Origin of the sequence: Paenibacillus xylanivorans (assembly GCF_001280595.1) — a bacterium.
GTDB lineage: Bacteria > Bacillota > Bacilli > Paenibacillales > Paenibacillaceae > Paenibacillus > Paenibacillus xylanivorans.
This window is the reverse complement of the sequence record NZ_LITU01000036.1, coordinates 169,890-194,345: the sequence shown is the minus strand read 5'-3', so window position 1 is coordinate 194,345 and position 24,456 is coordinate 169,890. Positions and strand designations below refer to the sequence as shown.

The 24,456-nt window shown below is 50.7% G+C and carries 18 protein-coding genes; 14 read left to right on the top strand and 4 right to left on the bottom strand.

The genetic code is table 11. The features are described 5' to 3' along the window. Positions 1 to 190: 190 nt before the first annotated feature. The 12 genes from AMS66_RS04985 to AMS66_RS04930 all read left to right on the top strand — a co-directional run bounded on the left by AMS66_RS04985 (position 191) and on the right by AMS66_RS04930 (position 16,446). A complete protein-coding gene (locus tag AMS66_RS04985; RefSeq protein ID WP_053779735.1) occupies positions 191 to 1,723 on the top strand; it encodes a PucR family transcriptional regulator in 1,533 nt (510 codons plus the stop codon). Between the two features lie 311 nt (positions 1,724 to 2,034). After that, entirely contained in the window at positions 2,035 to 3,045 is a 1,011-nt protein-coding gene (locus tag AMS66_RS04980) for an ABC transporter permease (RefSeq protein ID WP_181014083.1), read from the top strand. Positions 3,046 to 3,096: 51 nt separating this feature from the next. After that, entirely contained in the window at positions 3,097 to 3,972 is an 876-nt protein-coding gene (locus tag AMS66_RS04975; protein ID WP_053779852.1) for an ABC transporter permease, read from the top strand. 266 nt (positions 3,973 to 4,238) lie between these two features. Beyond that, positions 4,239 to 5,822, top strand: coding sequence for an ABC transporter substrate-binding protein (locus AMS66_RS04970; protein ID WP_053779734.1), 1,584 nt, complete (start codon positions 4,239 to 4,241; stop codon positions 5,820 to 5,822). A gap of 95 nt (positions 5,823 to 5,917) precedes the next feature. Then, complete coding sequence (locus AMS66_RS04965) at positions 5,918 to 7,255, top strand: M20 family metallopeptidase (protein ID WP_236703189.1); 1,338 nt, start codon at positions 5,918 to 5,920, stop codon at positions 7,253 to 7,255. 111 nt (positions 7,256 to 7,366) lie between these two features. After that, positions 7,367 to 8,344 carry an ABC transporter ATP-binding protein gene (locus AMS66_RS04960; RefSeq protein ID WP_053779733.1) on the top strand — a complete coding sequence of 326 codons (978 nt, stop codon included), beginning with the start codon at positions 7,367 to 7,369 and terminating at the stop codon, positions 8,342 to 8,344. Further along, complete coding sequence (locus AMS66_RS04955; RefSeq protein ID WP_053779732.1) at positions 8,341 to 9,303, top strand: ABC transporter ATP-binding protein; 963 nt, start codon at positions 8,341 to 8,343, stop codon at positions 9,301 to 9,303. Before AMS66_RS04960 ends, AMS66_RS04955 begins: the two co-directional genes overlap by 4 nt. A gap of 357 nt (positions 9,304 to 9,660) precedes the next feature. After that, positions 9,661 to 10,101, top strand: a complete 441-nt coding sequence (locus AMS66_RS04950; protein WP_053779731.1) for a chemotaxis protein CheW — start codon at positions 9,661 to 9,663, stop codon at positions 10,099 to 10,101. 342 nt (positions 10,102 to 10,443) lie between these two features. Next, positions 10,444 to 13,647, top strand: coding sequence for a DEAD/DEAH box helicase (locus AMS66_RS04945; RefSeq protein WP_053779730.1), 3,204 nt, complete (start codon positions 10,444 to 10,446; stop codon positions 13,645 to 13,647). Positions 13,648 to 13,698: 51 nt separating this feature from the next. Further along, on the top strand, positions 13,699 to 14,517 hold the full coding sequence (locus AMS66_RS04940; RefSeq protein ID WP_053779729.1) for a hypothetical protein: 819 nt from the start codon (positions 13,699 to 13,701) through the stop codon (positions 14,515 to 14,517). A 319-nt stretch (positions 14,518 to 14,836) separates the two neighbouring features. Continuing rightward, on the top strand, positions 14,837 to 15,808 hold the full coding sequence (locus tag AMS66_RS04935; RefSeq protein ID WP_053779728.1) for a M15 family metallopeptidase: 972 nt from the start codon (positions 14,837 to 14,839) through the stop codon (positions 15,806 to 15,808). 221 nt (positions 15,809 to 16,029) lie between these two features. Continuing rightward, positions 16,030 to 16,446, top strand: a complete 417-nt coding sequence (locus AMS66_RS04930) for a RidA family protein (protein WP_053779727.1) — start codon at positions 16,030 to 16,032, stop codon at positions 16,444 to 16,446. A gap of 163 nt (positions 16,447 to 16,609) precedes the next feature. Here the strand turns inward: AMS66_RS04930 and AMS66_RS04925 are convergent, their stop codons facing one another. Beyond that, a complete protein-coding gene (locus AMS66_RS04925; protein WP_236703187.1) occupies positions 16,610 to 17,671 on the bottom strand; it encodes a copper amine oxidase N-terminal domain-containing protein in 1,062 nt (353 codons plus the stop codon). 307 nt (positions 17,672 to 17,978) lie between these two features. Here AMS66_RS04925 and AMS66_RS04920 point away from each other — a divergent pair, with 307 nt between their 5' ends. Further along, complete coding sequence (locus AMS66_RS04920) at positions 17,979 to 18,455, top strand: GNAT family N-acetyltransferase (RefSeq protein WP_053779725.1); 477 nt, start codon at positions 17,979 to 17,981, stop codon at positions 18,453 to 18,455. A gap of 38 nt (positions 18,456 to 18,493) precedes the next feature. After that, positions 18,494 to 19,564: a Gfo/Idh/MocA family protein gene (locus AMS66_RS04915; protein WP_053779724.1), complete on the top strand. Its 1,071-nt coding sequence runs from the start codon at positions 18,494 to 18,496 to the stop codon at positions 19,562 to 19,564. Positions 19,565 to 19,679: 115 nt separating this feature from the next. Here AMS66_RS04915 and AMS66_RS04910 read toward each other — a convergent pair whose 3' ends face one another. The 3 genes from AMS66_RS04910 to AMS66_RS04900 all read right to left on the bottom strand — a co-directional run bounded on the left by AMS66_RS04910 (position 19,680) and on the right by AMS66_RS04900 (position 24,420). Next, complete coding sequence (locus tag AMS66_RS04910; protein WP_407944524.1) at positions 19,680 to 20,720, bottom strand: zinc-binding alcohol dehydrogenase family protein; 1,041 nt, start codon at positions 20,718 to 20,720, stop codon at positions 19,680 to 19,682. 202 nt (positions 20,721 to 20,922) lie between these two features. Then, complete coding sequence (locus AMS66_RS04905; RefSeq protein ID WP_053779723.1) at positions 20,923 to 21,291, bottom strand: hypothetical protein; 369 nt, start codon at positions 21,289 to 21,291, stop codon at positions 20,923 to 20,925. 552 nt (positions 21,292 to 21,843) lie between these two features. Then, positions 21,844 to 24,420, bottom strand: a complete 2,577-nt coding sequence (locus AMS66_RS04900; RefSeq protein ID WP_053779722.1) for a UvrD-helicase domain-containing protein — start codon at positions 24,418 to 24,420, stop codon at positions 21,844 to 21,846. Positions 24,421 to 24,456: the final 36 nt, after the last annotated feature.

Here is a 24,456-nt window from a genome sequence, read left to right as displayed (position 1 = left end):
TATTTTCGACATCATTAACTGCTACTAACAACGTATTATTATTACTTTAATTTATGAAATCAATATATAACATACGTATATCACAGAATTTCCCGTTTTTTTTGAATAGATAGTCTGGTAAACTATCCAAAAAAATTAGATGCAGTATGTAAGAATGATTTGCAAATCTGGCTCAGGGTGGTCGATAGGCTTGAAAACGACAGGTATAACACTGAAAGAACTGTTGAATATTCCTATACTCAGCAAGGCCAAAGTCATTAGCGGGCATCAAGGATTGGATCGGGTTGTGCGGTTCGTGGATATTATGGAGGTGCCCGATCTGCAAGGTTGGTTGCGGGAAGGCATGCTGATGCTGACGACAGCCTATTCGATTCGTGATAATCCCGGCTTGCTCGGAGAACTGATCTATACACTTAATGAGGCCGGAGCGGCTGCTTTGGCGATCAAGCCTGCACGTTTTCTCAAAGAAATCCCAAAAGAAGCCGTTGCAGCCAGTAATGACTGCGGTTTGCCAATCATTGAAATCCCTCCGGAAATACCCTACATGGATATTACGCAACCTGTTATGGAATTAGTGCTGGATCGACAGGCTGCACTGCTCCGCAGGTCAGAGGAAGTATATCGGACGCTGATGACCATGGTGCTTGAAAACAGCGGGATTCAGGCTGTGGGGGACAATGTGGCTGAACTGCTTCAGGCACCTGTAGGTGTTATCGATAATGCGGGACAGATGATTGTGTCTTCACCGCCGGATTATGACTGGAAGGAAGCTGTGGACCCACTCGTATGGGAGATTAATCTGGATCGGCGGAAGGTTGCCCGGCTGCTGGTGGACAAGGACTCCCTGGATGAAATGGAACAAGTCGGAATTGAACAGGCCAGGCTGGTACTATCGCTGGAATTGATGAGGAACAAGGTGGCGGAAGATACCGAATTGCGTCTTCGAGGCAATTTCATAGACGAACTGCTGACACCCCCTCTGCTGTTGCCGCATGAAGCCGAATCGAGAGGTCGCAAGCTCGGAATGAATCCGGAGCATTTATGGGAAGTAGCGGTGATGGAAGGTGAGACGGCTCCGGATGAAGACCTATTGGCCGAATTGCTTGGACAGGAGGCCAGAAAACGGAGAGTAGCGCCTCATATTGAGTTCCGGACTAACAGGGCAGTTCTCTTTTTGCCAACACGGGAGTCCAGGGATGCAGCGTGGATGGATGACGTTCAATCATGGACCGATACCATTGGGTTATGGCTGGAAGATCCGGCCAATAAACTTGGACAGTTCAGGGCAGGCGTGGGCACCCAAGTTCCACTTTGGAATATGCATCAAAGCTACGGCGAGGCCAGGAATGCCCTGATGGTATCCTCCCGTTTGTCGGGTGGGCGTACAACCCGGTTTGAGGATGTGGAGGTATATCATTTGCTGAGCGAAACGGCGAATGATCCGGGTTTTTCGGCACTATTTGAGCGGAAGCTGGGGAAGTTGCGCACTTATGATGATGAACACAGCGGGGATTTGCTGCGAACCTTTTTTTATTATCTGGAGAGCAGAGGAAGCCTGATCGAGACAGCAAATCGCCTCTATATTCACCGGAATTCCGTGAAATACCGACTGGAACGCATACGGGACATTACGGGCTTCGACCTGAATCACCCGCGTGAACAATTCGTCTGTCATCTGTGTCTTGTGTACTACTACATGAAGCAGGATAAACAAGAGGTGTAGGTCCTGCCAATCGGACGCTTGCTTCTACAGCAAAATCAACAATGGATGATATGGTAGATATAGGTCGAAAAATAGCGAACTGTGTCTTAGAGTGTAATTTAACATGACATAAATAGGAGACATTAGTGCACAATCGACAAACGGTTGTGCTTTTTTTTAGCTAAAAGGGACGTAGTTCGACGCTAGGATTCTAGGTAAAATAAGCACAATTACAAAGAAAAGACGGATGAACAGACAAATTTCAAGACTGGGCCGTCCACAGAGAACCGTAAAACAGCAAGTGAGACATCAGAGTTAAAGGGGTTGATCGATTGTTTGCTTACACGCTCCGAAGGCTGCTGCAGATGATTCCGGCGCTGATCGGCATTGTGGTGATTACCTTCATCCTGTCCCGCGTTCTTCCGGGGGATCCCGCCATTGTCATGGCTGGCGAACAGGCCACGGATGATGTCATTGCCAAAATCCGAATGGACATGGGATTGGACAAGCCATTATTTGTACAGTTTTTTAGCTACGTGGGACAGTTGCTTCAAGGGAATCTGGGCTTCGCCTACCATACCGGTCATACGGTGCTGAGTGACTTCGCTACCCGCTTTCCGGCAACCATTGAGCTGACGTTGGCCAGTGTGATTATAGCCATCTGTGTTGCGATTCCGGTAGGCATTATCGCTGCAACTCGAAAAGAGTCCTTTATTGACCACATCTCCAGGGTGTTCTCACTGATTGGAGCATGTGTACCGATCTTCTGGCTGGGACTGCTGTTTATTTACATCTTCTATTCCATCCTCGGCTGGGCTCCGGCTCCAATGGGACGCATCAGCGGAGACCTCAATCCACCGACTCATCTTACCGGATTGTACGTGATAGACAGTCTCATGACCGGAGATATGGTTGCACTCAAAAGCAGTCTTGCACATTTGCTGCTTCCGGCAATCTGCCTGAGCACAGGAACAATGGCGATTGTAGCACGTATGACCAGATCCAGCATGCTGGAAGTCATCGGACAGGATTATGTGCGTACTGCACGAGCCAAGGGCTTGAGCGAATCCGCAGTCGTCGGCAAACACTCCCTGATCAATGCCCTGATTCCCACGTTGACCGTACTTGGTCTTCAGTTTGGAGGATTACTCGGTGGTGCGGTGATCACGGAAACCATCTTTTCCTGGCCCGGCGTCGGCGGTTATGTCACAGATTCGATTCTGGCTGCCGATTATGCGCCAATCCAGGCGTTCACACTCGTAAGTGCCATTCTGTTCAGCTTTATAAATCTGGCGGTGGATCTGGTCTATGGATTGATTGATCCACGAATCCGTTATGAATAGGGTCACCGCGAAAGGAGGAGTACCGCTGTGAGTACTGCCGCACCGACTTCCATGGGAACCCAACCTGCACAAGCGGTTGTTCCCAAACCCAAAACCTTTCTGAGACTATTGCTCCGCAATCGGCTCGCTGCCATTGGTCTGGCCTTTATCGTCATGTGGACAGTCATTGCAGCCATTGCCCCCTGGATTGCCCCTTATGATCCGTACGTGACGAATACGGCTGTGAAGCTGGAATCCCCGTCAGGTGGTCACTGGTTTGGTACGGATAATTACGGCCGGGACATTCTGAGTCGTGTACTGTACGGAGCCAGAATTAGTATCTGGACGGGCCTGATTGCCGTTAGCATCTCGTTTGTAATCGGGGTTCCACTTGGCGGAATTGCTGCTTATTACGGTGGACGTACCGGCAATATCATTATGCGGGTGATGGATGTATTGCTTGCCTTTCCCTCGCTGGTACTCTCCATGGCGATCGCCGCTTCCATCGGTAACGGACTGACGAGTGCAATGATTGCTGTAGGGATTGTCGGCATCCCTGAATTTGCCAGATTGATGTATGGACAGACGGTATCCCTGCGCGAGAAGGAGTACGTGGAAGCCAGCAGAGCCGTTGGTGTGAGGGACAGAGTGATTCTGTTTCGTCACATTTTGCCCAATGCTTTGGCACCACTGCTGGTACAGGCCACGCTCGGAATGGGCTTTGCCATTCTGACGGCATCCAGTTTGAGCTTTCTCGGGCTTGGCGTTAAACCGCCTACAGCCGAATGGGGGGCCATGATATCTGAAGGCCGAGAATACATTATTTCTGGACAATGGTGGCTGGTGACGTTCCCTGGACTGGCTATAGCCACATCCATACTTGGCTTTAACCTGCTCGGAGATGGTTTCCGTGATGTACTGGACCCACGGTTGCGTTCGGGAAAATAAGGGCTGATCACCATCAGTCTCTACAGAACCGATTCATAGAGTGCTGGATGGGGGAACCGATTTGCGGGGAATGCCCTGGAGTAAGGGCATGCAAGGTTCCCTTATCGGCAGAAGGATGATCGAATGTTGTGGCGGTTGGTATCGGAAGTATGGGCGAATTGCTTTCCAGGTATTGGCGCACACATTTGCTATGTCTAATGAAAGCTGCAACGTTTTACAGCTCTATCGCATCATAAGACTGGTTCGAAAAGGGGAGGAAACTAAAAATGAAAAAGATCAAATGGTTTTCTGCAATGATTGCTCTTACCGTTGTTCTGGGCGGATGTGCCAGCAATGCCAACCAGCAGCCTGTGGCATCCGGCTCAGGAGAAGCAACGAAGCCTGCGCCGACACTGACTGTTGCCTATTCCGAGGGTGGGACGACGATGGACCCGGCGGAGGCGAATGACCTGACCTCGGATACGCTGGTTCTAGCAATCTATGACCAGCTGGTGACCTATGGTGTCAAAACGGTGGATGGTGCAGACGTAGCCAACACGGAGGACATTCAGCCGATGCTCGCCGAGAGCTGGGAAGTTTCTGATGACAATACGACGTATACATTCAAAATCAAGAGCGGTCTGAAATTCCAAAGTGGAAATCCGGTTAATGCGGATGCGGTTGTATACTCTTTTGACCGTGTGGCGAAGTCCAGCTCCGGCAGCTTTCTATACGGAATGGCCGACATCAAGAGCGTGACCGCCAAGGACGACTCAACCGTCGAGATCGTACTGAATAAAGCAAACCACATGTTCACCCAGATCATTGCCATGTATACCTTCTCCATTGTGGATCAGAAGCTGGTCGAGGAAAAAGGTGACGATTATCTGAAAACAAATGCGGCCGGATCAGGTCCGTTCACGCTTGAAAAATGGGACCCGGCCAGTGAAGCGGTCTTCCAGGCCAACAACGAATATTGGCAGGGCGCGCCGAAGCTCAGCAAAGTCACGTTGAAATTCACGAAAGAAGCCTCCAACCGTGTTCTGCTTTTGAACAAGAGTGACGTGGACATGGCGATCGAGATTCCTCCAAAAGATGTTGCGGCTTTGCAGGAGAACAGTAATTTGACCATCAAGTCGAATGCAAGTAATCGGATTTTGTTCTTCGCCATGAACAACAATGTCAAACCTTTTGATAATGAAAAAGTGCGTCAGGCAATCAACTATGCGATCCCTTATGACCAATTGATCAACGACGTCATGTATGGTCAGGCCAAAGAGATGAAAAGTGCTGTGGCAAGCAATACACCGGGCTATACGGATGCGGGCTATGTGTACGAGTACAATCTGGATAAAGCCAAGGAATTGTTGAAAGAAGCAGGTTATGCGGAAGGGTTCAGCTTTGACTTTACCCTTGGTTCCGGATTTGATGATTGGGAATATGACGCGGTTCTGATTCAAGCTGAGCTGGCAAAGATCGGTGTCAAAATGAACATCAACAAGGTCGCTCGTGCACAGTTCCTGGAACAGCAAAAAGACGGGAATTTGGTTTCTTACATCTCCAAATGGACTTCTTTTGTTAACGATCCTGGATACCACCTGGGTTTCCTGCTCTACGGAGAAGGCTCTTCCAACTACATTCATTACAACAATTCGGAAGTTAACAAACTGTGGGAAGAGGCGGGTGCTGAACCAGATCAGGCGAAACGCAACGAGCTATACATGAAGGCACAGGAGATTATTACGACAGAAGCGCCATGGGCATATCTTTACGAATACAACCGGGTTGTCGGCATGAACAACAAAGTTAGCGGATATGTGTATTACCCGGATGAAGTTCTGCGTTTCTATCCACTTAGCAAAGAGCAGTAATTGAACGGACGACTCGGGGGACAGGCAATCATGCCTGTCTTCTGACAATTCGTATTGAGCACGATACAACCGATATTGGAAGGAGCCTGATCAGGATGGATTGGAAAAGGAAGGTACTTGATGCAATTGAGGAAGGTCAGGATGAATTACTGGAGTTATGTTCACAATTGATTCGGTTTCCTACGGAGAACCCTCCAGGGGATTCGCGCGAGATTAGCGCTTTTATTATCGAATATCTGCATCAGGCCGGAATCGACACCAAAGTACACGCGGCAACGGAAACCATGTTTAACCTGATCTCGACATTGAACGGAGAAGGCGCAGACAAGTCAGATAAACATCTCATTTTCTGTGGTCATACAGACGTTGTGCCAGCCGGGGATCTCTCCCGATGGGATTTTGATCCGTTTTGTGGCGAAATCAAGGATGGGTACATGCTTGGACGCGGGGCATCCGACATGAAAGGCGGGCTTGCGGGGCTGATCTTTGCGACGGTTATTCTAGCGAAGCTAGGTGTACCTTTGCGAGGTGACCTGTCACTGATGATTGTTCCCGATGAGGAAACAGGCGGCGATCTGGGTGTACCATGGGTGCTGGAACGTGGTCTGGCAACCGGTACGGCGGCAGTCATTGCCGAGCCATCCAGCCCCCAGCATCCAACGATTGGACAAAAGGGGAGCTGCTGGTTTGAGTTTACGGTGGAAGGTACACCGGGTCATGGCAGCCTACAACCGATTGTAGGGGATAATGCGATTGTGAAGGCAGCCAAAGGCATTGAAGCCTTGCAGCGGCTGTGGGACATCAAGCCGGACATCCCGGAAGAAGTGAAGGATATCATCCGAATCTCGCAAGAGTACGCGCGTGACCGCGAACAGGCAGGTCTGGCCTATCAGGTGTTCGACCATGTCACGGTGAATATCGGTTCAATTCAGGGTGGAACCAAGGTGAATGTGGTAGCGGATCGCTGCACTGTTCAGGTGGACTCCCGTGTTCCATTTGGAGTAGATTACCGGGATGTGCTCGACCGTGCTCGCTCGCTTCTGCTTGAAGCGGGAATTGAGTCAGAGCTGAAGCCGTTTGGCTTCCAGGGCAACGCAAACTGGACTCCAGCGCATGAACCGATCGTTAGCCAACTGGTGGAGAGCATCAGCGAAGTGAGCGGCGAAGAGGCGTACGGTGTGCTGCAATGGGCATCCAGCGATGCACGCCACTTCCGTAATCATCAGATTCCGGTATTGCAATATGGTCCGGCAGAGCTGTCCACAATTCACAATTTTAACGAAAAAGCACCCGTATGGCAGATTATCCAGTGCGCCAAAGTGTATGCGCTGAGCGCGCTTAAATATTTGGGTGTGGAAGGCCTGGAAGATGAGACGTCATTGCAGGGTTTGAACAATGCATCTTCGGAAGAAGCTTCGACCTTCAAGCGCTAACTCTTTTCGGGAGAGAAGGGCGATTGGAGAACCAAGCTGAACGACAGAGTGGTAGGGACATGTGTACGGGTGTAGAAGATTCAGAATGTAATGGTATGGGAGGGGAACAACATGACTGCACTGCTCGAAGTTTCGGATTTGCGAACAGAGTTTATCACGGATGCAGGCGTCATACGTGCCGTGGACGGGATCAGCCTTTCCATACGGCAGGGTGAGACGCTGGGTATTGTCGGGGAGTCGGGATGCGGGAAAAGTATTACCTCGTTATCGATTATGCAGCTGCTTCCCAAGAAGATCGGCCGTGTGGCGTCAGGACAAGTCCGTTTTCAGGGGAAGGACATGCTCAAGCTGTCCGGACGGGAAATTCGCCGGATTCGGGGTAACCGGATGGCGATGATCTTTCAGGAGCCAATGACCTCGCTTAATCCGGTATTCAAAGTCGGTAAACAAATCTCCGAGGCGGCACGATACCATCTGAAGCTGGGCAAAAAAGAGGCTTGGGCACGGTCCGTTGAGATGCTGCGCAAAGTCGGCATTCCCCGTCCCGATAAAATTGCAGAGCAATACCCTCACCAGCTCTCCGGCGGGATGCGCCAGCGGGTGATGATCGCCATGGCGATGGTATGCAGTCCGCAGCTGCTCATCGCGGATGAACCGACAACCGCTCTGGATGTGACCATCCAGGCGCAGATTCTGGACTTGATGCGTGACCTCCAGCGGACGGAAAATATGGCAATCATGATGATTACCCACGATCTCGGCGTTGTAGCTGAGATGTGTGATCGTGTCATGGTGATGTACGCCGGACAAGTGGTGGAAGAGACGGATGTCAAAACCCTTTTTGCCGATCCCAAGCATCCGTATACCCGCGGTTTGCTGGCTTCACTGCCACAGCTTGCGGGAGATCAGGATCGTCTTCAGTCCATTCCGGGTCAGGTGCCGAACCCTGCCCATATGCCGTCCGGCTGCCGTTTTGCCCCTCGTTGTCCGGTGAAGGAAGCACGCTGTGAGACAATACAACCGGAATTATTGGAGACGACACCAAGCCACAGCTGCCGCTGTCTGCTGCAACAGGAGGGGATCATATGAGTGCGATACTGGAAGTTAGAAACCTGAAGAAGCATTATCCGATCCGCAAAGGTCTGTTCTCCAAACAGGTCGGTGCTGTCAAAGCGGTGGATGGTGTTACGTTGTCCGTGGAGCGGGGTGAGACGCTTGCCGTGGTCGGAGAGTCCGGTTGTGGCAAATCCACCACGGGTCGTGCAATCCTGCGCCTGATTGAGCCGACGGATGGCGAGGTGTTCTTCGAAGGCAAGGATGTACGAAAGCTGCCGCCAGAAGAGCTGCGCCGTTTCCGAACCGACATGCAGATGGTATTCCAGGACCCGTATGCTTCACTCGATCCGCGCTGGACGGTACAACGTACCCTGGAGGAGCCGCTGCTTACCCATCACAAGTTGGGGAAAAACGAGCTGAAAAGCCGAATCGAAGAGCTGATGGAGGTTGTGGGATTATCTCCGTATCAGGCACACCGCTTCCCACACGAATTCTCGGGTGGACAACGCCAACGGATCGGCATTGCTCGTGCCCTCGCCCTGAACCCGAAGTTCATTGTGTGTGACGAGCCAGTGTCAGCGCTGGATGTGTCCATTCAGGCTCAGGTGCTGAACCTGATGCAGGATCTGCAGGAACAGTTCGGACTGACGTATATGTTCATCTCTCATGATCTATCCGTCGTCAAGTTCATCAGTGATCGTGTGGCGGTCATGTATCTGGGCAAAGTGGTCGAGCTTGCACCCACATCCGAACTGTTCACCGAAGCGCTGCATCCATATACGAAAGCATTGATGTCCGCTGTTCCGGTTCCGGATCCAAATGTGCAAAAGGAACGGATCGTCCTGGGCGGCGACGTGCCTAATCCGGAAAATCCACCACCCGGCTGCACGTTTCATACCCGTTGTCGGTATGTGAAGGACGAATGCCGCTCTGTTATCCCGGAGCTGCGGGAGATTTCCCCGGGACGCCAGGTGGCGTGTCATTTGTATTAGGAATGCTGGATCGAGTCAACCGAAGACACTTTCTTGTCCGCGAATCTGGTGGACATGAAGGTGTTTTTGACGTAGGTATCCTTGTCGAGATACTTGTCCGGTTCCGAATCTCTGCTCTTCCATCGGGATACAAAATCGACATCTTCATTCCGTGGGTAAAAATTTATCTTACATAGACCGATATAATAGTAAAGGCTTGAGCATCGTGATGTCCAAGTAGCGGCAAATGAAGGATCTAACCAAAACGTGAGATTGTGTTCTTAGATCTGTAGATAAGTGCTATGTAAATCTCATGGTAAAGATTATGATAATGAAGACTTCGATGAGACTGAAAACAAGAAGGGTTTGGATATAACTATGGATGAGGAAATTCAAGTTCAATACATTAATTTCTCGGTCGGAAATCAGATTTGTGTGCTTCGTATTGATGAAGTTCATGAAATTATCAGAATGCTCCCTGTGACCACCGTTCCTTTTGGCAGCCCCGAAATTAAGGGTTTTACGCCTCTGTACGGCAAAGTGGTTTCTGTGGTCAGTGTACGTGTTCTGCTGGGCATGCCTGACGAAGAGCCTACACCTTCCACACGCATCATTGTCGTTCCTTACCACGACGGTTATGTGCCGCTCGTCGTCGATTCCGTGGATTCGGTCGTGACATATGATCGATTTGAAGAGCCTACGGAAGGATATCGTCGTTACACAACAGGGATTTTCAAAGAAATCGCACATAATGACGATCACGAGGCCGGCATTCTTAATCTGGATGTATTACTCGGAAATTTAACCAAATCGCAGTGAACGCTAATATACACAAAGCACATATTGAATGGATTATGAAAATGTTCCTTAACCCCTTTTGGGGATGAGGGGCATTTTTTCGTGTAAGCATCCTATCTTCAAATGCTAAGACGTGGCGTGTTTCACCTTTTAACAGGTATACATAATATAGTATGAAGTGGTTTGCAGATGTTTTTTCGAAGTGATGTGGAAGCAGAAAAAACGGGAACGGAACTATTTTTCGGTACAGATCAGAGGGGAAGGGGAATAAAAGAAGCAATTTTTATCTGTAAAAGTTTTTAAATCCGAGCATTTTCGTATATGATGGAGAGTAACAATGCGAAGGGATGACGGGAGACTGTAATGATGCAATCGCTGTATGGAGTATGGCTTGGTGACGTATTTTTTTGTTTTTCCGGTGAAACATCGGAGCCGCGTGTGGATGCGTGGAGCCACGTGGTAAGGAAGCTGAATTTTGGCGACGGGGGTCGTCTGTTTCAGCCTGCCGCTCTGCGTCTTGCGGAGCTTCGCTGGCCCAATCCGATGCGTAATGCCGCGGAAGCGAAGGGTACGAAGCGGCGTCAATTGCTCGGACGGACGTTGGAAGGGCTGGCAATATCGCCCAAAGATACATTCAAGCTGCTGCTCCATTGGGACGAAAGTATATTGAATGCGGCAGGAATTCAGGCTGGAGAAGAGATTCGCTACTGGGTAAAAGCAGCACAGTTTACACAGGAACTGCTGCTGCGCGGAGAATTTTCTCCGTCCGCTGAGTTTGCGGCCAAGACAGGTGCGCGTCGCCGCACCGGACAGGAAACGCTGACAGGTGTATGGCGTCCGCGTCTGCTGCAGGAAGCGGATGTGGACCGTTTCCGGGAGTTGGCGGAATCCATGCCGCCGATCGGATTGTCTGCTCCCGGAGCATACGCATCTTCTGAACCGGAATCACGGGAGGAAGCGGGAGCGGCCGTATTATTTTCATTTATGAGCGGAATGGTTCATGCGGTTGTCACGGGTGAGATGGGAGGCATGGATAGTGAACTGTCTCGATACCGTACGCCATTCCGACGTGGCTCCTCTCCGGTAGCGGAGTTGTGGTGGAACAGTCTGGTCTCGATGTTCCGCCCGGTGACGGTGCAGGGCCCTACGGAGGAAATGGCAGAACTCATTGGCATGCTGCAAGAAGCTGGTGGTACAGTGAGACCTGTGGTAGGCAGTGAAGAAACGGCTCCCACAGAAGGTGAGCTGAAGCTGGTACTGCGGCTGGAACCGCCCCTGGGTGATCATGAATCATTGTGGGGAATTACCTTCTGGGCAGACAGTGTGCAGGAATCTGGCCTGAGATTACCTGCACGCACGATCTGGGCACATCCGGAACGGGATCTGGATCGAGGGAAAGTATGCTATATATCAGCTGCAGAACAGCTCCTGATGGCGCTGGGTCATGCAGCAGAACTGGCACCGGAGCTGGAAACGGCGCTTCTTCATGCACGACCGGAAGGAATGAAGCTGGAACAGCAAGCCTTTTTTGAATTTTTGACTTATGCTGTGCCTCGACTACAGAAGGCGGGAGTAACGGTGTTAATGCCTTCCCGCTGGAGCCGTGCAGGGAAACGCCGTGCTGGATTACGTCTACAGATGCTCAATCGTGGAACAGAAAGACCGCTTGGAGCCCCGTCTGCACTGGGCATGGAGCAACTGGTTGCCTTCAAGGCCGAACCGATGCTGGACGGGAAGCCTGTTACGGCGGAGGAGCTGGCTGCACTCGCAGAAGCAACGGTGCCTTATGTGATGTTCCGCGGCGAATGGATTGAAGTTGACACGAAAGAGATTCGCCAGGTTCTGCGTTATATGAAAAAAGAAGAAGAACAATATATGCCGCTCTCCGAATGGCTGCATCTGGCAGCTGAGGAAGGCGATGATACAGCATGGAAGGGGCTTTCCGTCTTTGGTGCGGAATCGGAAGGTCTGCTCTCCTTCCTGCTCGACGGACAGGTGCTTCGAAGCATTGAGCCTCGTCGGGTTCCCGAAGAGCTGCATGGCGAGCTAAGACCCTATCAAGAGCGGGGGTACCAATGGTTATCCGCCATGCGTGAACTCGGTTTCGGCGTATGTCTTGCCGATGATATGGGACTGGGGAAAACGATTCAGGTTATTACCTGCCTGCTGGACTTAAAACATGAGGAACTGCAAGCCGCGGCTGAGGAGGCACGTGAGCACGAAGCGTTTATGGGGATGGAAGAACGGTCCACGAACGGTGAACACCCGGATGTGCATGATGCGCATCTGCCTGCGCTTATTGTGTGCCCTACCTCGTTGCTCGGGAACTGGCAGCGTGAGCTGAAGCGGTTTGCCCCGAATCTGTCGTTATATATTCATCATGGCGGACAACGATTGCACGGCAATGCGTTTCAGGCGGAAGCGCAGTCCCATGATATTGTGCTGACGACTTATCATCTGGCAGGCCGGGATGGCCCAGATCTGGCTTCGCTGCACTGGTCTACCGTTGTGCTGGATGAGGCGCAATATATTAAAAATTACCGTACGAAGCAAGCACAAAGCGTCATGCGGCTATCTACGCCGCATCGCATTGCGATGACGGGTACACCAGTGGAGAATCGGTTAAGCGAGCTGTGGTCCATTTTCCAATTCCTCAATCCGGGGTATCTGGGAACAGCTTCTTCATTCCGCCAGCGGTATACCGGAATGGGCCCGTCTGAAGAAAATGCAGCATCCTTGCGTGAGCTTCATCGGCTGGTATCGCCATTTATGTTGCGCAGGCTGAAAAGTGATCCGGATATCCGCAAGGATCTGCCGGAGAAGCTGGAACTGAAGTCTTACTGTTCCTTGACGCCAGAGCAGACGGTTCTGTATCAGCGTGTGGTGGATGACCTGATGGGTGGATTGGATGGCCGAAACGGTATTGCTCGTAAGGGGATCGTATTATCGTCTCTGACCAAGCTGAAGCAGATCTGTGATCATCCGGTACTGGCGGACAGCAGCCGCAAGGATCATGGCAAGGCTGAAGCGTCCGGCAAAATGGAGCGTCTGTTAGAGTTGCTGGATGCGATCCGTGATAACGGTGAATCGGCGCTGATATTCACGCAGTATGTGGCGATGGGGGAACTGCTCGTATCCCGGCTTACACAGCGGTATGAGGAAGAACCGTATTTCCTGCATGGCGGTGTTTCGAAGTCGCAAAGGGATGATATGGTGGAGACCTTCCAAAAAGGGGAGGGCCCATCCTTGTTTGTCCTATCTCTACGTGCCGGTGGTGTAGGTCTGAATCTGACGCGTGCCAGTCATGTCGTTCACTACGATCGATGGTGGAATCCTGCGGTGGAGAATCAGGCGACGGACCGGGTATTCCGGATTGGGCAGAACAGGAACGTGCAGGTGCACAAGCTGATCTGTCAGGGGACCCTGGAGGAACGGATTGATGAGCTGATTGAGAGCAAAAAGGCCCTTTCTGAGCAAGTCGTCGGTTCTGGTGAGCACTGGTTGACCGAAATGTCGGATGATGAACTGCGCGGCCTTATCTCGCTTCAGGGCGAGACATGGCTGTAAGTTTTAAGATATATAGGGAATATAGAATGTATAGACAGGAGGGGGATTGTTGTGAGCGATAAATGGAATGTAGAGCTGCAAATGTCCCCCAGTGGATGGACAGCAGAAGTTAGTACAACTGCTGATGAAGACAAAGAGGCGTTAGCAGCTGCAAGCAAGACCAAATCAGCCGTGGGCTTATTCACGGTAACGGGCACGCTGCCGCAGCTAAGTGAAGCCGCACGCGAGGCTGTGCTGGCACAGCTGCGCAAGCGACCGCTGTCGCTGTACGCGCTGCTGCGCGGCGGTCCAGCCCCGGCGGAGCTCGCCGGGCTGCTGCCCGCTGCGTCAAGCGAGGCCGCGCCGGGCACAGCCGCCGCTGGCAGCTCGCTTAGCGCTGGCGGCGCAGCAACGTGCACCTGCGGCCGCCCGGGCTGCGCGCATGCCGCGGCCGCTGAGCGCGCCGTTGCCGCGCGCTTCGCGGCCGAGCCGCTGCTGCAGCTGGCGCACGCCGGCCTGCCGCGCGAAGCGCTGCTCGCCGGCGTGCTGGGATCATGGGCGGAGGAACTTGCCCATGATCCCAGCGGCTCCGGCCGCGCAGCCGAAACGGCCGGCCGCCCGCAGGCGCGGGGCGGCGAAGGCGGCGCAGCCGTCGGCGAGTGGATCGCCGAGGCAGCCGCGGACGGCGCCATGCACCAGCCGGGGCCTGGCTTCGGCGCCGTGAAGGTGCGGCTGGCGCAGCCGGGCAAGGCCCCGGCAACGCCGGAACTGGCGGCGCTGCTGCCAGGCGTGCCTGCCACCGCAGGGCTGGCATTGATCCGCGAGCGCGTAGCTGCGCGGATGTGGGAGGCTGTCCAAAAGAAGAAGAAGGACAGCCCGGCAACTAAATGATGCACCATTCGGAGCGGGGGAGATCTCAGATCATCCCCCGCTTGTTTGTGATGTGCATCGGCGCAATGCTTTTTATCCAAAATGGATATACACATTTCCAATTTGCTTCTTGTGTGTAGAAGCTTGGGATAGGGCTCTAAAAGTCCAAAAAACGACCGTACAAGTTGTACACCCGGCATATCTTTAGGATGACCTGCTCTCAAGGAGGTCTTTGCCGGTGGAGCTTTGCTGCAATTTAAGGTATACTGTCGCAGGGGAAGACAAGCCCATATACACGAATGCTGCAATCATTATTACAATATGCGATAGGAGTTTTTACATGAAATTACGTACAGGACGACAGCGCCACATTGCGGTTATGCTGTCCTCACTTATGATATGCGGAGCTTTGTTATCCGCTTGCCAGGACGGTTCGGGCTCAGAGGAGAACCAGAATCTGAACGCAGCAGGAAGCGCACAGCAAGAGTCGGACGGTACCACGGTTCATTTGACTGAGGATACTGGCAATGATGGCAACAACACAGGTGGGGATGACAGCTCATCTTCGGACAATGGCAGTGAAGGCACGGATAGTGGTTCCGGCAATACTTCAACAGGGGGAGAGGGTTCTTCTGACGCAGGCAATGGAGCTACAACAGAAGATCCACTAACGGAGAAGCGCAGCATTAGTGCGCTGCAAACGACGATCGATACACAATCTGTGGTTACCAACGCACAGGCCATGACCGTCATCGTTAACAAACAGCGCAGCTTGCCTGAAGGGTACGAGCCGAGTGATCTGGTGGAGCCTAACGTACCGTTCTCCTTCGATGGACCACATGAGAAGCGCCATATGCGCAAGGAAGCTGCCGAGGCGCTGGAGAAGCTGTTTGCAGGTGCAAAAGCGGACGATATTGAACTTCGTGCGGTATCTGGATATCGTTCTTATCAGCGTCAGGTTTCGATCTATAACAACAATGTCAAAACCAAAGGTAAAGAATACACGGATCGTGTAAGCTCTGTGCCAGGCCACAGCGAACATCAAACCGGACTAGCGATTGACGTTTCCAGTCCAAGTGTAGGCAATGCCATAGAAGAGGTGTTTGGCACATCGAAAGAAGGCCAGTGGTTGGCTGAGCATGCAGCAGAATATGGGTTCATCATCCGTTATCCGAAAGGTGAGGAAGGGATAACCGGGTATGTGTACGAGCCATGGCATATTCGCTATGTCGGCACTGATCTGGCTCCTGATGTTGTGAAAAGTGGACTGACACTTGAAGAATACTTTGATGAGGCTAATATCAAGCTGTAAGCCTGGTGCTTCATCTTTTGATTGAGGACTAGGATCTCAATTTCATAGAGCCCCTGAATGATTCACCCTTGTCCAAGGCACGGGAGATCACTCAGGGGCTTTTTGGTTTGAGCTAAATTCAGTTATATCCTATTTTATTTGCTTGTTCAGCAGGTCGGCAGGCTGATATAATTCATGTTTAATCGGGATTTCAAATCACATTTAAAGCGAGGGAAAGCAGAATGAACAGACAGCAGGTGTTTACCGGTTCTCCATGGGAGCCGCTTGTGGGATATTGCCGTGCCATTCGTGTTGGCAACCGGATTGAGGTTGCGGGTACTACGGCCATGCAGGACGGTGTTGTGGTTGGAGCAGGTGATCCATATGCACAGACGAGATTTATTTTGCAGACCATTGAAAATGCACTGAAAGAATTGGGAGCAGACATGTCTCATGTCGTGAGAACCCGCATGTTTGTTACTGACATTTCCCGGTGGGAAGAAGTGGGCAAGGCTCATGGTGAATTTTTTGGTCAGATCCAGCCTGTCGCCACGATGGTGGAGGTTAGTGCACTCATTGATCCTTTGCTGATGGTGGAGATTGAGGCAGAAGCGATTGTTGAAGCACAAGCTGAAGTTGATGCCGAAATAAGGAAATAGAGCTATTACATACATATATACAAAATGCAGGATCGAGAAATAACCTTACCCCAACCTCTATAAAGGAGGAAGCGTGGGATAAGGTTATTTCTGCATTGATATAGTGTGATCTAGCTCTGCTATGCTCTACGCCTAAATTAGGCTAGCCTTCTTTTCTGGCAGCTTATTTCGCTTCAGGTTGTTCGGCTGGTGTTTCGATTACTACTTTCCAAGCCGTTCCGATTGGCGGCAGGCTGCGAGTCAGGACCGGGCTATAGAATCCAATCACTTTTGCCCCTTTGGTCAGTTCCTCTGGTTTGATCGTTTCCCCTTGATGATTCACCAGTTCTGTATCCTTGCTAATGTTAAGAATAACATGATCAGGTGCTGTCTCTGTCAGACGGGAGCCGGAGATCTCGATCTGAGTACCATTATCTTCTATTGTTTTTACATTCTCAATCGTGCCCGCTGTACCAAGAACCTCTTTCAATTGTGTTTCGGATTCGGAAGCTGCTGCATCCAGTACAGTGACTTTGTAAGTAGGTGTTTGGGGCGGTAAACTGAGGGTTGCAATCTCTGAATGCTCAGCTTCCACGTTCATACCAATGGTCAGATTGGTGAGCTTGATATCTTTGCCATCCGCGGATTTGAAAGTGGTATCTTCACCAACATTAAGGACGATACCATCTGTACCTGCACCGCCGATATGGATGGATTGATACTTGCCTTCACTGTTAATTCCCGTAATGACCCCACGCTCAGTAACGGTTTTCACTTCCTCTTCACTGGAGATGGTGACCTGGTTTCCTGTTGTTGTCACCTGGCCGTGCAGTACCTTTTCTGCAAAAGAAGCGGGTACGAACAGTCTGCCATTTGTGATTTCAGGCGCTGTTCCCAGCTTAAGCAGCATTTTATTGACCGAATACTGGTCTTTGCCTGTGGTAACGAGTGTCCAGAGGGTACCTTTTGTCAGCTCAGCAGATTTGTTTTCTTTGTTCCATTTCAGTTCAATGCCAAGTGCCTCGGTGAGATCACGTAGCGCGATCATGGGTACTTGACCATCCTTGTTCCAATAACCGTCAGCCATAGGTGCACCGTTTACAGTTACTTTAACGGCTTCAGCTCCTTTGTTGTCAGCTGATACGGAGGTTGAATTGACGGGCTGTGTACTGTCCAGAGTAGCTGCATATGCAGCTCCACCGCTCAGGGCCAAGGACAGGACCATCAGGGCGCTTACTTTTTTCATGTTGTTGTTCATTGTTGATTTTCATCCCTTCTAATCTTGGTTATATCGCGGTAAACTCATAATTAGGGCCGCACTTCATTCTTATAGACGGGACAACTTGATCAAGGGTTGCACTTGTTATGTAAGTTATGGAATAAGTATGTCAGTTCTAATTTGTAATATCATTCATCTTGCAGGTTACAGGCATCAAGATAGGGTTAAGTTTCAAGAGAGTGCTATAACCTGTAATTCACATTACGGATTATCTTGATGTTGATTGAATTCATGTGTGGTTGCTAACATTCAATACAAGGAGGAATAAGGTCATATGAGTGATATGTTGGTGGCGCTCTACCATTTGCCAGAACAAGAGAGTGGACTGAAAAAGTTGGAGGAGTCCTCCATTGTCATAAGAAGAGCCATCGCACCAGAAAAACAGGTAGTGCTGGATTGGGTGAGATCCCATTTTAGCCAGCCCTGGGTGGATGAATGTGATCTGGCTTTTGCACGTCAACCAGTCTCCTGTTATATTGCAATTGAGCATGGGAAAATGATTGGCTTCGCCTGTTATGAAGCGACATGTCGCAATTTCTTTGGTCCAACAGGTGTTGGTCAGGAGGCACGAGGCAAAGGTGTAGGTACAGCCTTGCTGCTGGCCTGTATGCACGCCATGAAGGCAGACGGTTACGCTTACGCGATCATTGGCTCGGCGGGACCCGTGGATTTCTATGCTCAGACCCTGGGGGCCGTGAAGATTGAAAATTCTACACCAGGGATTTACAAAGGCATGCTCCGGGCAGACTAGACCATAACCATGTTCTGGAAAGGGTAGGGAGGAAGAAGATGAGTACGAGTAAAATGCTGCATATCGGTATGATCGGCACAGGGTCCATCTCGGATCTTCATATGAGGTGTTACGCCAAGAACGAGAATGCTGTCATTTACGCCATCTGTGACCTGAACGAACAGCGTGCAGCCGCAGCCGCAGAGAAGTATGATGCACAATCAGTGTACACAGATTATCGGGAGATGCTGAAGGACCCGCATGTGGATGCCGTTAGTATCTGTACGTGGAATAATACCCATGCCGAATTTGCCATCGCTGCTCTGGAGGCAGGCAAACATGTGCTGCTGGAAAAACCGGTAGCAACCAATGTGGAAGATGCGCTGCGGATTGAAGAGGCTGTGAAGAAAAGCGGATGTACCTTTGTCGTGGGATTTGTACGTCGTTATGACAACAACATGCAGATGATACGTAGTTTCATCGATGCCGGTGAGTTTGGTGAATTGTACTATGCCAAAGCTTCTATTCTGCGTCGCTTGGGAAATCCCGGAGGCTGGTTTGCGGACAAAAACCGTTCTGGCGGTGGCCCGCTCATTGATCTTGGCGTACATATTATCGACCAATGCTGGTATTTGATGGGCAAACCGAAACCTGTTTCGGTGAGTGGCAACACGTATCGAAAATTGGGCAATCGTGCCCATATCGAGCACCTTTCTTTTTACAAAGCCGCAGATTACAGTTCTGCTGTCAACAATGTGGAGGATATGGCGAATGCGCTAATTCGCTTCGAGAACGGGGCTTCTCTGGCGGTAGATGTGAGCTTTACCCTGCATGCACGCGGGGAAGAATCCTCAGTTAGATTGTATGGCGAGCGTGGTGGGTTCGAGCTGGAGCCCGAGACGTTAATCGTCACCGAGAAACACAATACGATCCTGAACATTGAACCCCAGACAGACTACAAAGGTCTCGATATTCACGGTGCCTTCCAGAATCAGATTGATCACTTTGTGGATTGTTGTCTGAATGGTACCGAACCCATCAGTCCCATTGCGGATGGTGTGGCTTCGACAAGAATGCTGTGCGGAATTTACGAGTCAGCCGAAAAAGGTCAGGAGATTCGTCTGGACTGATATAGAGATGGAATTTAACGTGGTATTAAAGGGTGTTGTTTCTCCATCTTATCTTTGGAGAAACAACACCCTTTGGTTGATTTATTGATCGTGATCAGACAAAACGGATTTACGTTTACTTTTCAAACCCTTCCAACACGATTTTGCCAATCGCAGTGCCCGATTTGCTCTTTCGGTAGGCTTCCAGCAGGTTAGCTGCATTAATTGGTTCAATCCGCTCTGCCATCGTTGTATGAATCTTGCCCGCATCCACCAGATCTGCGATTTCATTAAGTAGAAGATGTTGTTCAATCATATCATCTGTCTGGAACATTGGGCGGGTGAACATCATTTCCCAAACGAGCGTTACGCTTTTTGAGAATAACTTTTGAAGTTCGGCTGGTTTCTCGAATGGAAGAATGGAACAAATTTTCCCTTGCGGCAAAATAACTTCTGCCATCTCATCCATATGCTCATCTATATGATTTAGCACGAAAATATATTGTACACCAGCCAGTCCGAGATCTTTAAGTTGGGGTCCAAATGGTTGGTGATGGTTGATCACGTGGTCTGCTCCGTTTGATTTTGTCCATGAGATCGAGTCGGGACGAGAGGCAGTTGCTATGACTCTAAGGCCAGCCAACTTGGCTAATTGAGTAGCAATCGATCCGACGCCTCCCGCTGCCCCGATAATAAGCATACTGTTACCTTCGTTATCCGATGCATTCCTGGAAATGCCCAAGCGCTCAAAAAAAGCTTCTCCTGCCGTAAGGCTTGTCAGAGGTAAAGCTGCCGCCTGGGCGAAATCCAGATTTTTTGGCTTTCTGCCGACAATTCGTTCATCTACTAAATGAAACTCACTGTGTCCGCCTGGACGAGTATTGCTCCCCGCATAATACACTTCGTCACCAACGTTGAACAAATTGCAATCGGAGCCGATGTCCACTACCACGCCAGCTACATCACGACCAGGCACAGTCAGGGATAAATCGTCCGGATGTTTGGAAAGATGCGATCTCCAATCCGTCGGATTGACAGATACCGCCTTCACCTCAACGAGTAAATCCTTTCCTGTAGGTTTTGGTTTCTCAACTTCTACCTCCTGAAATGGTGGTATGTCGGTCTCTAGCCCAGGCTCGTAATATCCGAACGCTTTCATCATGATTGGATTTCCCATCGCTATAGTTATCCTCCTCGCAGAAATAAGTTATATATAAATATATAGTATAATATCCGAAATGAACAGTAGTATCATTTTTGGTTTATAGTATCAATAATGATACTATTGGGGCCGAATTGTAAAAAATAAAGACTCCCGTTACTCCTGAAGCAGGTCATTGACCTGAATTCATCGGAGAGGAAGTCTTTGTGATAAGAGTTCATTTATTCAGTGGTGAGTTCTCATACCCCGGATCATCATAATCCGTATCTTGCAGCCGTGAAAGTACGTTCATGCTCTCAATTGCCTGCCGGGTATCCGAAGTGCCATGGTCGTAAAGAAACGTGTACAGCAACGTCATGCCATCTGAGAATTGTTCTGTGGCCTCGTCATGATCCGCCGATTTGTAGGGTACCGGAGCTCGTTGCAATGTATAGGCATCTTCATCCTCCAGCACTTTCATCAGGTCTTTCAGCCGGTTTAGCTGTTCATCGTCCACCATCACTTCAAACGGTGTTGATTCGTTCTTGGTCTGTTCAATGAGATTATGGGTTACTGATACATAGTAATGCTTTTTGCCGTCCTGCATAATCCAACCTCCATTCTAAAATGGAAAAAAGACGCTTCTACTGTTAATAAACAGCAGGAAGCGTCCTGAAACGAATAGCAATCGTTTGTCCTCGTCTTACTCATCAAGGTGCTCGGTTACCGACCAGCCATTGACTTTGCCATCCAAACGACTTTTGTTCAAAAAAATCAATTCCCTCAACTGTGATACTCACAGCAACCATTTCTGGTTGATTTTCTACGGGATCTGCAACAATGAATCCTTTGCTAACGAATCTACAGCACCCTATAAGGCGGAATCACAAGGATTGCAAATTTTAACGAACTTCAGTGACCTTATTTTGGTATAACCAGACGCTAAAACCTAAAAATCAGCCCCAATCGACGAAATAAGGTCTCTGCGATTCGTTACATCTCAGCTCTGAGCAAATCAGAGCAAATAGCGTGTGCCAGGTTCATTAGACCAAAAAAAAGCTAACAAGAGCTGTCCACCTTCATACTCATGACTTATCGAAGAGGCCTTCCTCTGATCTTCATATATGTTCAGTATGCTGTGCAGTGATTATACGTGCTTTTATCTTCCGAACCGCCCAGTCACGGGAACCTTACGGGTACCGGCCTCCATTGTGCCTGAACACAGTGGACAAGGTGGGGGACCAGACGCTGCCTTTTTGGATGCCTTGGCTGAAGGTACATCCGGTTTTTGGCGCAGCCATGCTTTGCAGGTGGAAGAACTGCACTTCCAAATCGCTACGGTCTCCATGCGTTCAGCATCTCCTGAAGCACGCGATACCGAACTGGACGAAGATGAAGTTGCCTGACTCACACCCGTGGTGCTAAATGCTTTGTGGTTACCAATGATACCGCTCCCGCGTCTTTCACTGAGCCGATCATCGTCACGGTCATTATGAACATCGAAGTCACGACGTTCACTGTTACTGATTGTCCGTCTGTGTACCACGTCCCTACCCTCAGAACGTGTACCAGAGTGAGAGTTCTGATTATTGCCATTACCTCTGCCGTATGACGCATGATTGCCAGTTCGGCCTTCATCGCGGTTTTTGCGTTTGTCCGGTACCTCCATGCCAAAGGCTTCGAGCAGAAAGCGGGAAACGTCTGCGGGTTTGCCGTGATGGCTGGCGGGAGAAGTGACGTATAAATACTGTTTAGCCCGTGTGATTGCGACATAGGCGAGCCGTCGCTCTTCTTCCAGAGCCATGTCCAGTTCGGCATCTGTCTGTTGCACCGTAAGAGCAGCCTTCTGGTCTTCAGGGATATCCTGCCGCAGTGCCGTGCTGTGAGGCACGATTCCTTCGCTGGCGCCGATCCAGTATACACATGGGAATTCAAGTCCCTTGGCCCGGTGAATCGTCATCAGTTGGACTGCATCGCTGTCCTGTGAACGGCGCAGTGATTCCATCTCGCGGTGTCTGCGGGAGAGTTCATCGGCGAATTGGATGAACTCTTCAACGGTTTCGAATTTTTTGGCCGCAGCTTCGAATTCGTCCAGTGTCTCCAGCATCGTTTCCTTGTAATGGGTAAAGATGCTTGGATCACCGCTCTCCATATACTTGTCGTAAAACTGACGGCGCATCTCTTGGATCGCGATCACTGGTTTCAGCTTCGTCAGCGATTTGATCAGCTTGATACGTTCCTTGACCTGTTCCTGCTGAAAAGGCTTCAGCTTGTCCCATTTGGCCAGATGGATGAGTGGATATTTCTTCGCCTGCTGCTCTTCACAGCGCTGAATCCACTCCAGTCCGGCATCGCGGGACACATAGAGAGGTCCCAGGGCACTCGGCAGAGCATCTACAGCACGTGGATTCAGTGACAAGCGCATGTGATCCATCAATGGTCGGATCAGCGACTGGTCATAGAAGACCGGGGATGCTCCATGTTGTACAAACGGCACATCTTTCAATACAAGCTGCTCAAATATAGCCCGACTGCTGCTGGCTGTCCGATGCAGAATCGCGATATCCCGATACGTATGCAGACCTTCCTCGACTTGCTGACACAACTGGTTAACAACCCAAGCTGCTTCTTCCTCTGTATTGGAGGGGGTGGCGAACCGTGGCGCATCTCCACGATGCCCGGCTGCGCGCAGCCGCTTGTCACGTCTTCGTTTGTTCCGGGCGACCAATTCGCTGCCCAGTCCCAGAATACGCGCATCGCTGCGGTAATTGATATCCAGCGTCACGATGCGTGCACCGGGGTAAACTTTATCGAATTCCAAAATGGATTCCTGCCGTGCCCCATTAAACGTATAGATCGTCTGGTCGTCGTCTCCCACAACCATCAGGTTGCGATGGGCGGCAGCCAGTTTTTGTACAATCTCATACTGCAGACTATTGGTATCCTGGAACTCATCGACCATGATGTACTGAAAACGCTGCTGAAGCGGCCCCAGTACAGCAGGATCACGAAGCAGAGCGGCAGCTCGCAGCAAAATATCATCAAAATCCATTTTGTTGCGATCCCGCTTCCAGGCTTCATAACCAAGGAGAACACGTTTGGCATCGCGTTCCTCCTGTGATTTTTCGGGAAGATCGCTTGTCTCTGATCCTTGCATTTTCCAGGCGGACAGCATGGCCAGCAGACTCTCCGGCTGAAACGCCTCACTCATGCCATTCTGGCGCAGGAGCATCTTAAGTACGGTATGCTGCGCGCGGGACTCGCCAAAAATCTCTTCCTGCACGCCGTAATGACGCAGCAGCGTCAGCGCGAATGAGTGGAATGTACGGGCCTGCACCGCTCTTGCAGCTGCGGGACGAATGCCAGGCAGCGAAGCGATGCGGTCTTTCATCTCGGTGGCAGCCTTGTTCGTAAACGTCACCAGCAGGATGCTTCCCGCGTGAACACCGCTAACTTCCATCAGGTAGCCGGCTCGTGCAGCTAGTACAGTTGTTTTGCCGCAGCCAGCTCCTGCGAGTGTCAGCAGTGGGCCTTTGCCGTGGCGAACCGCTGAGATTTGGGGTCCGTTCAGACGGATGCCTACCTCTTCCAGAGAGCGGAAATAAGGGGCATCCCGTTCATCACTGCCCACGAGTTGTCTACTGGTCTCCAGCGGAGCTGAAGGGGACTGGGGCAGGGATGCCGCCGGGGTAACCCCGAGCGGACGGGGGTAAAACGTTGAGTTCGGACTTAACATCATTCATCCACCTCTATATGCATTCAGGGATAGGAC

Bases quoted from the DNA above. Each gene is read 5' to 3' on its own strand.
- AMS66_RS04975 (WP_053779852.1), top strand. From the start codon at position 3,097: ATGGGAACCCAACCTGCACAAGCGGTTGTTCCCAAACCCAAAACCTTT.
- AMS66_RS04970 (WP_053779734.1), top strand. From the start codon at position 4,239: ATGAAAAAGATCAAATGGTTTTCTGCAATGATTGCTCTTACCGTTGTT.
- AMS66_RS04965 (WP_236703189.1), top strand. From the start codon at position 5,918: ATGGATTGGAAAAGGAAGGTACTTGATGCAATTGAGGAAGGTCAGGAT.
- AMS66_RS04960 (WP_053779733.1), top strand. From the start codon at position 7,367: ATGACTGCACTGCTCGAAGTTTCGGATTTGCGAACAGAGTTTATCACG.
- AMS66_RS04955 (WP_053779732.1), top strand. From the start codon at position 8,341: ATGAGTGCGATACTGGAAGTTAGAAACCTGAAGAAGCATTATCCGATC.
- AMS66_RS04950 (WP_053779731.1), top strand. From the start codon at position 9,661: ATGGATGAGGAAATTCAAGTTCAATACATTAATTTCTCGGTCGGAAAT.
- AMS66_RS04945 (WP_053779730.1), top strand. From the start codon at position 10,444: ATGATGCAATCGCTGTATGGAGTATGGCTTGGTGACGTATTTTTTTGT.
- AMS66_RS04935 (WP_053779728.1), top strand. From the start codon at position 14,837: ATGAAATTACGTACAGGACGACAGCGCCACATTGCGGTTATGCTGTCC.
- AMS66_RS04930 (WP_053779727.1), top strand. From the start codon at position 16,030: ATGAACAGACAGCAGGTGTTTACCGGTTCTCCATGGGAGCCGCTTGTG.
- AMS66_RS04925 (WP_236703187.1), bottom strand. From the start codon at position 17,671: ATGAAAAAAGTAAGCGCCCTGATGGTCCTGTCCTTGGCCCTGAGCGGT.
- AMS66_RS04920 (WP_053779725.1), top strand. From the start codon at position 17,979: ATGAGTGATATGTTGGTGGCGCTCTACCATTTGCCAGAACAAGAGAGT.
- AMS66_RS04915 (WP_053779724.1), top strand. From the start codon at position 18,494: ATGAGTACGAGTAAAATGCTGCATATCGGTATGATCGGCACAGGGTCC.
- AMS66_RS04910 (WP_407944524.1), bottom strand. From the start codon at position 20,720: ATGGGAAATCCAATCATGATGAAAGCGTTCGGATATTACGAGCCTGGG.
- AMS66_RS04905 (WP_053779723.1), bottom strand. From the start codon at position 21,291: ATGCAGGACGGCAAAAAGCATTACTATGTATCAGTAACCCATAATCTC.
- AMS66_RS04900 (WP_053779722.1), bottom strand. From the start codon at position 24,420: ATGTTAAGTCCGAACTCAACGTTTTACCCCCGTCCGCTCGGGGTTACC.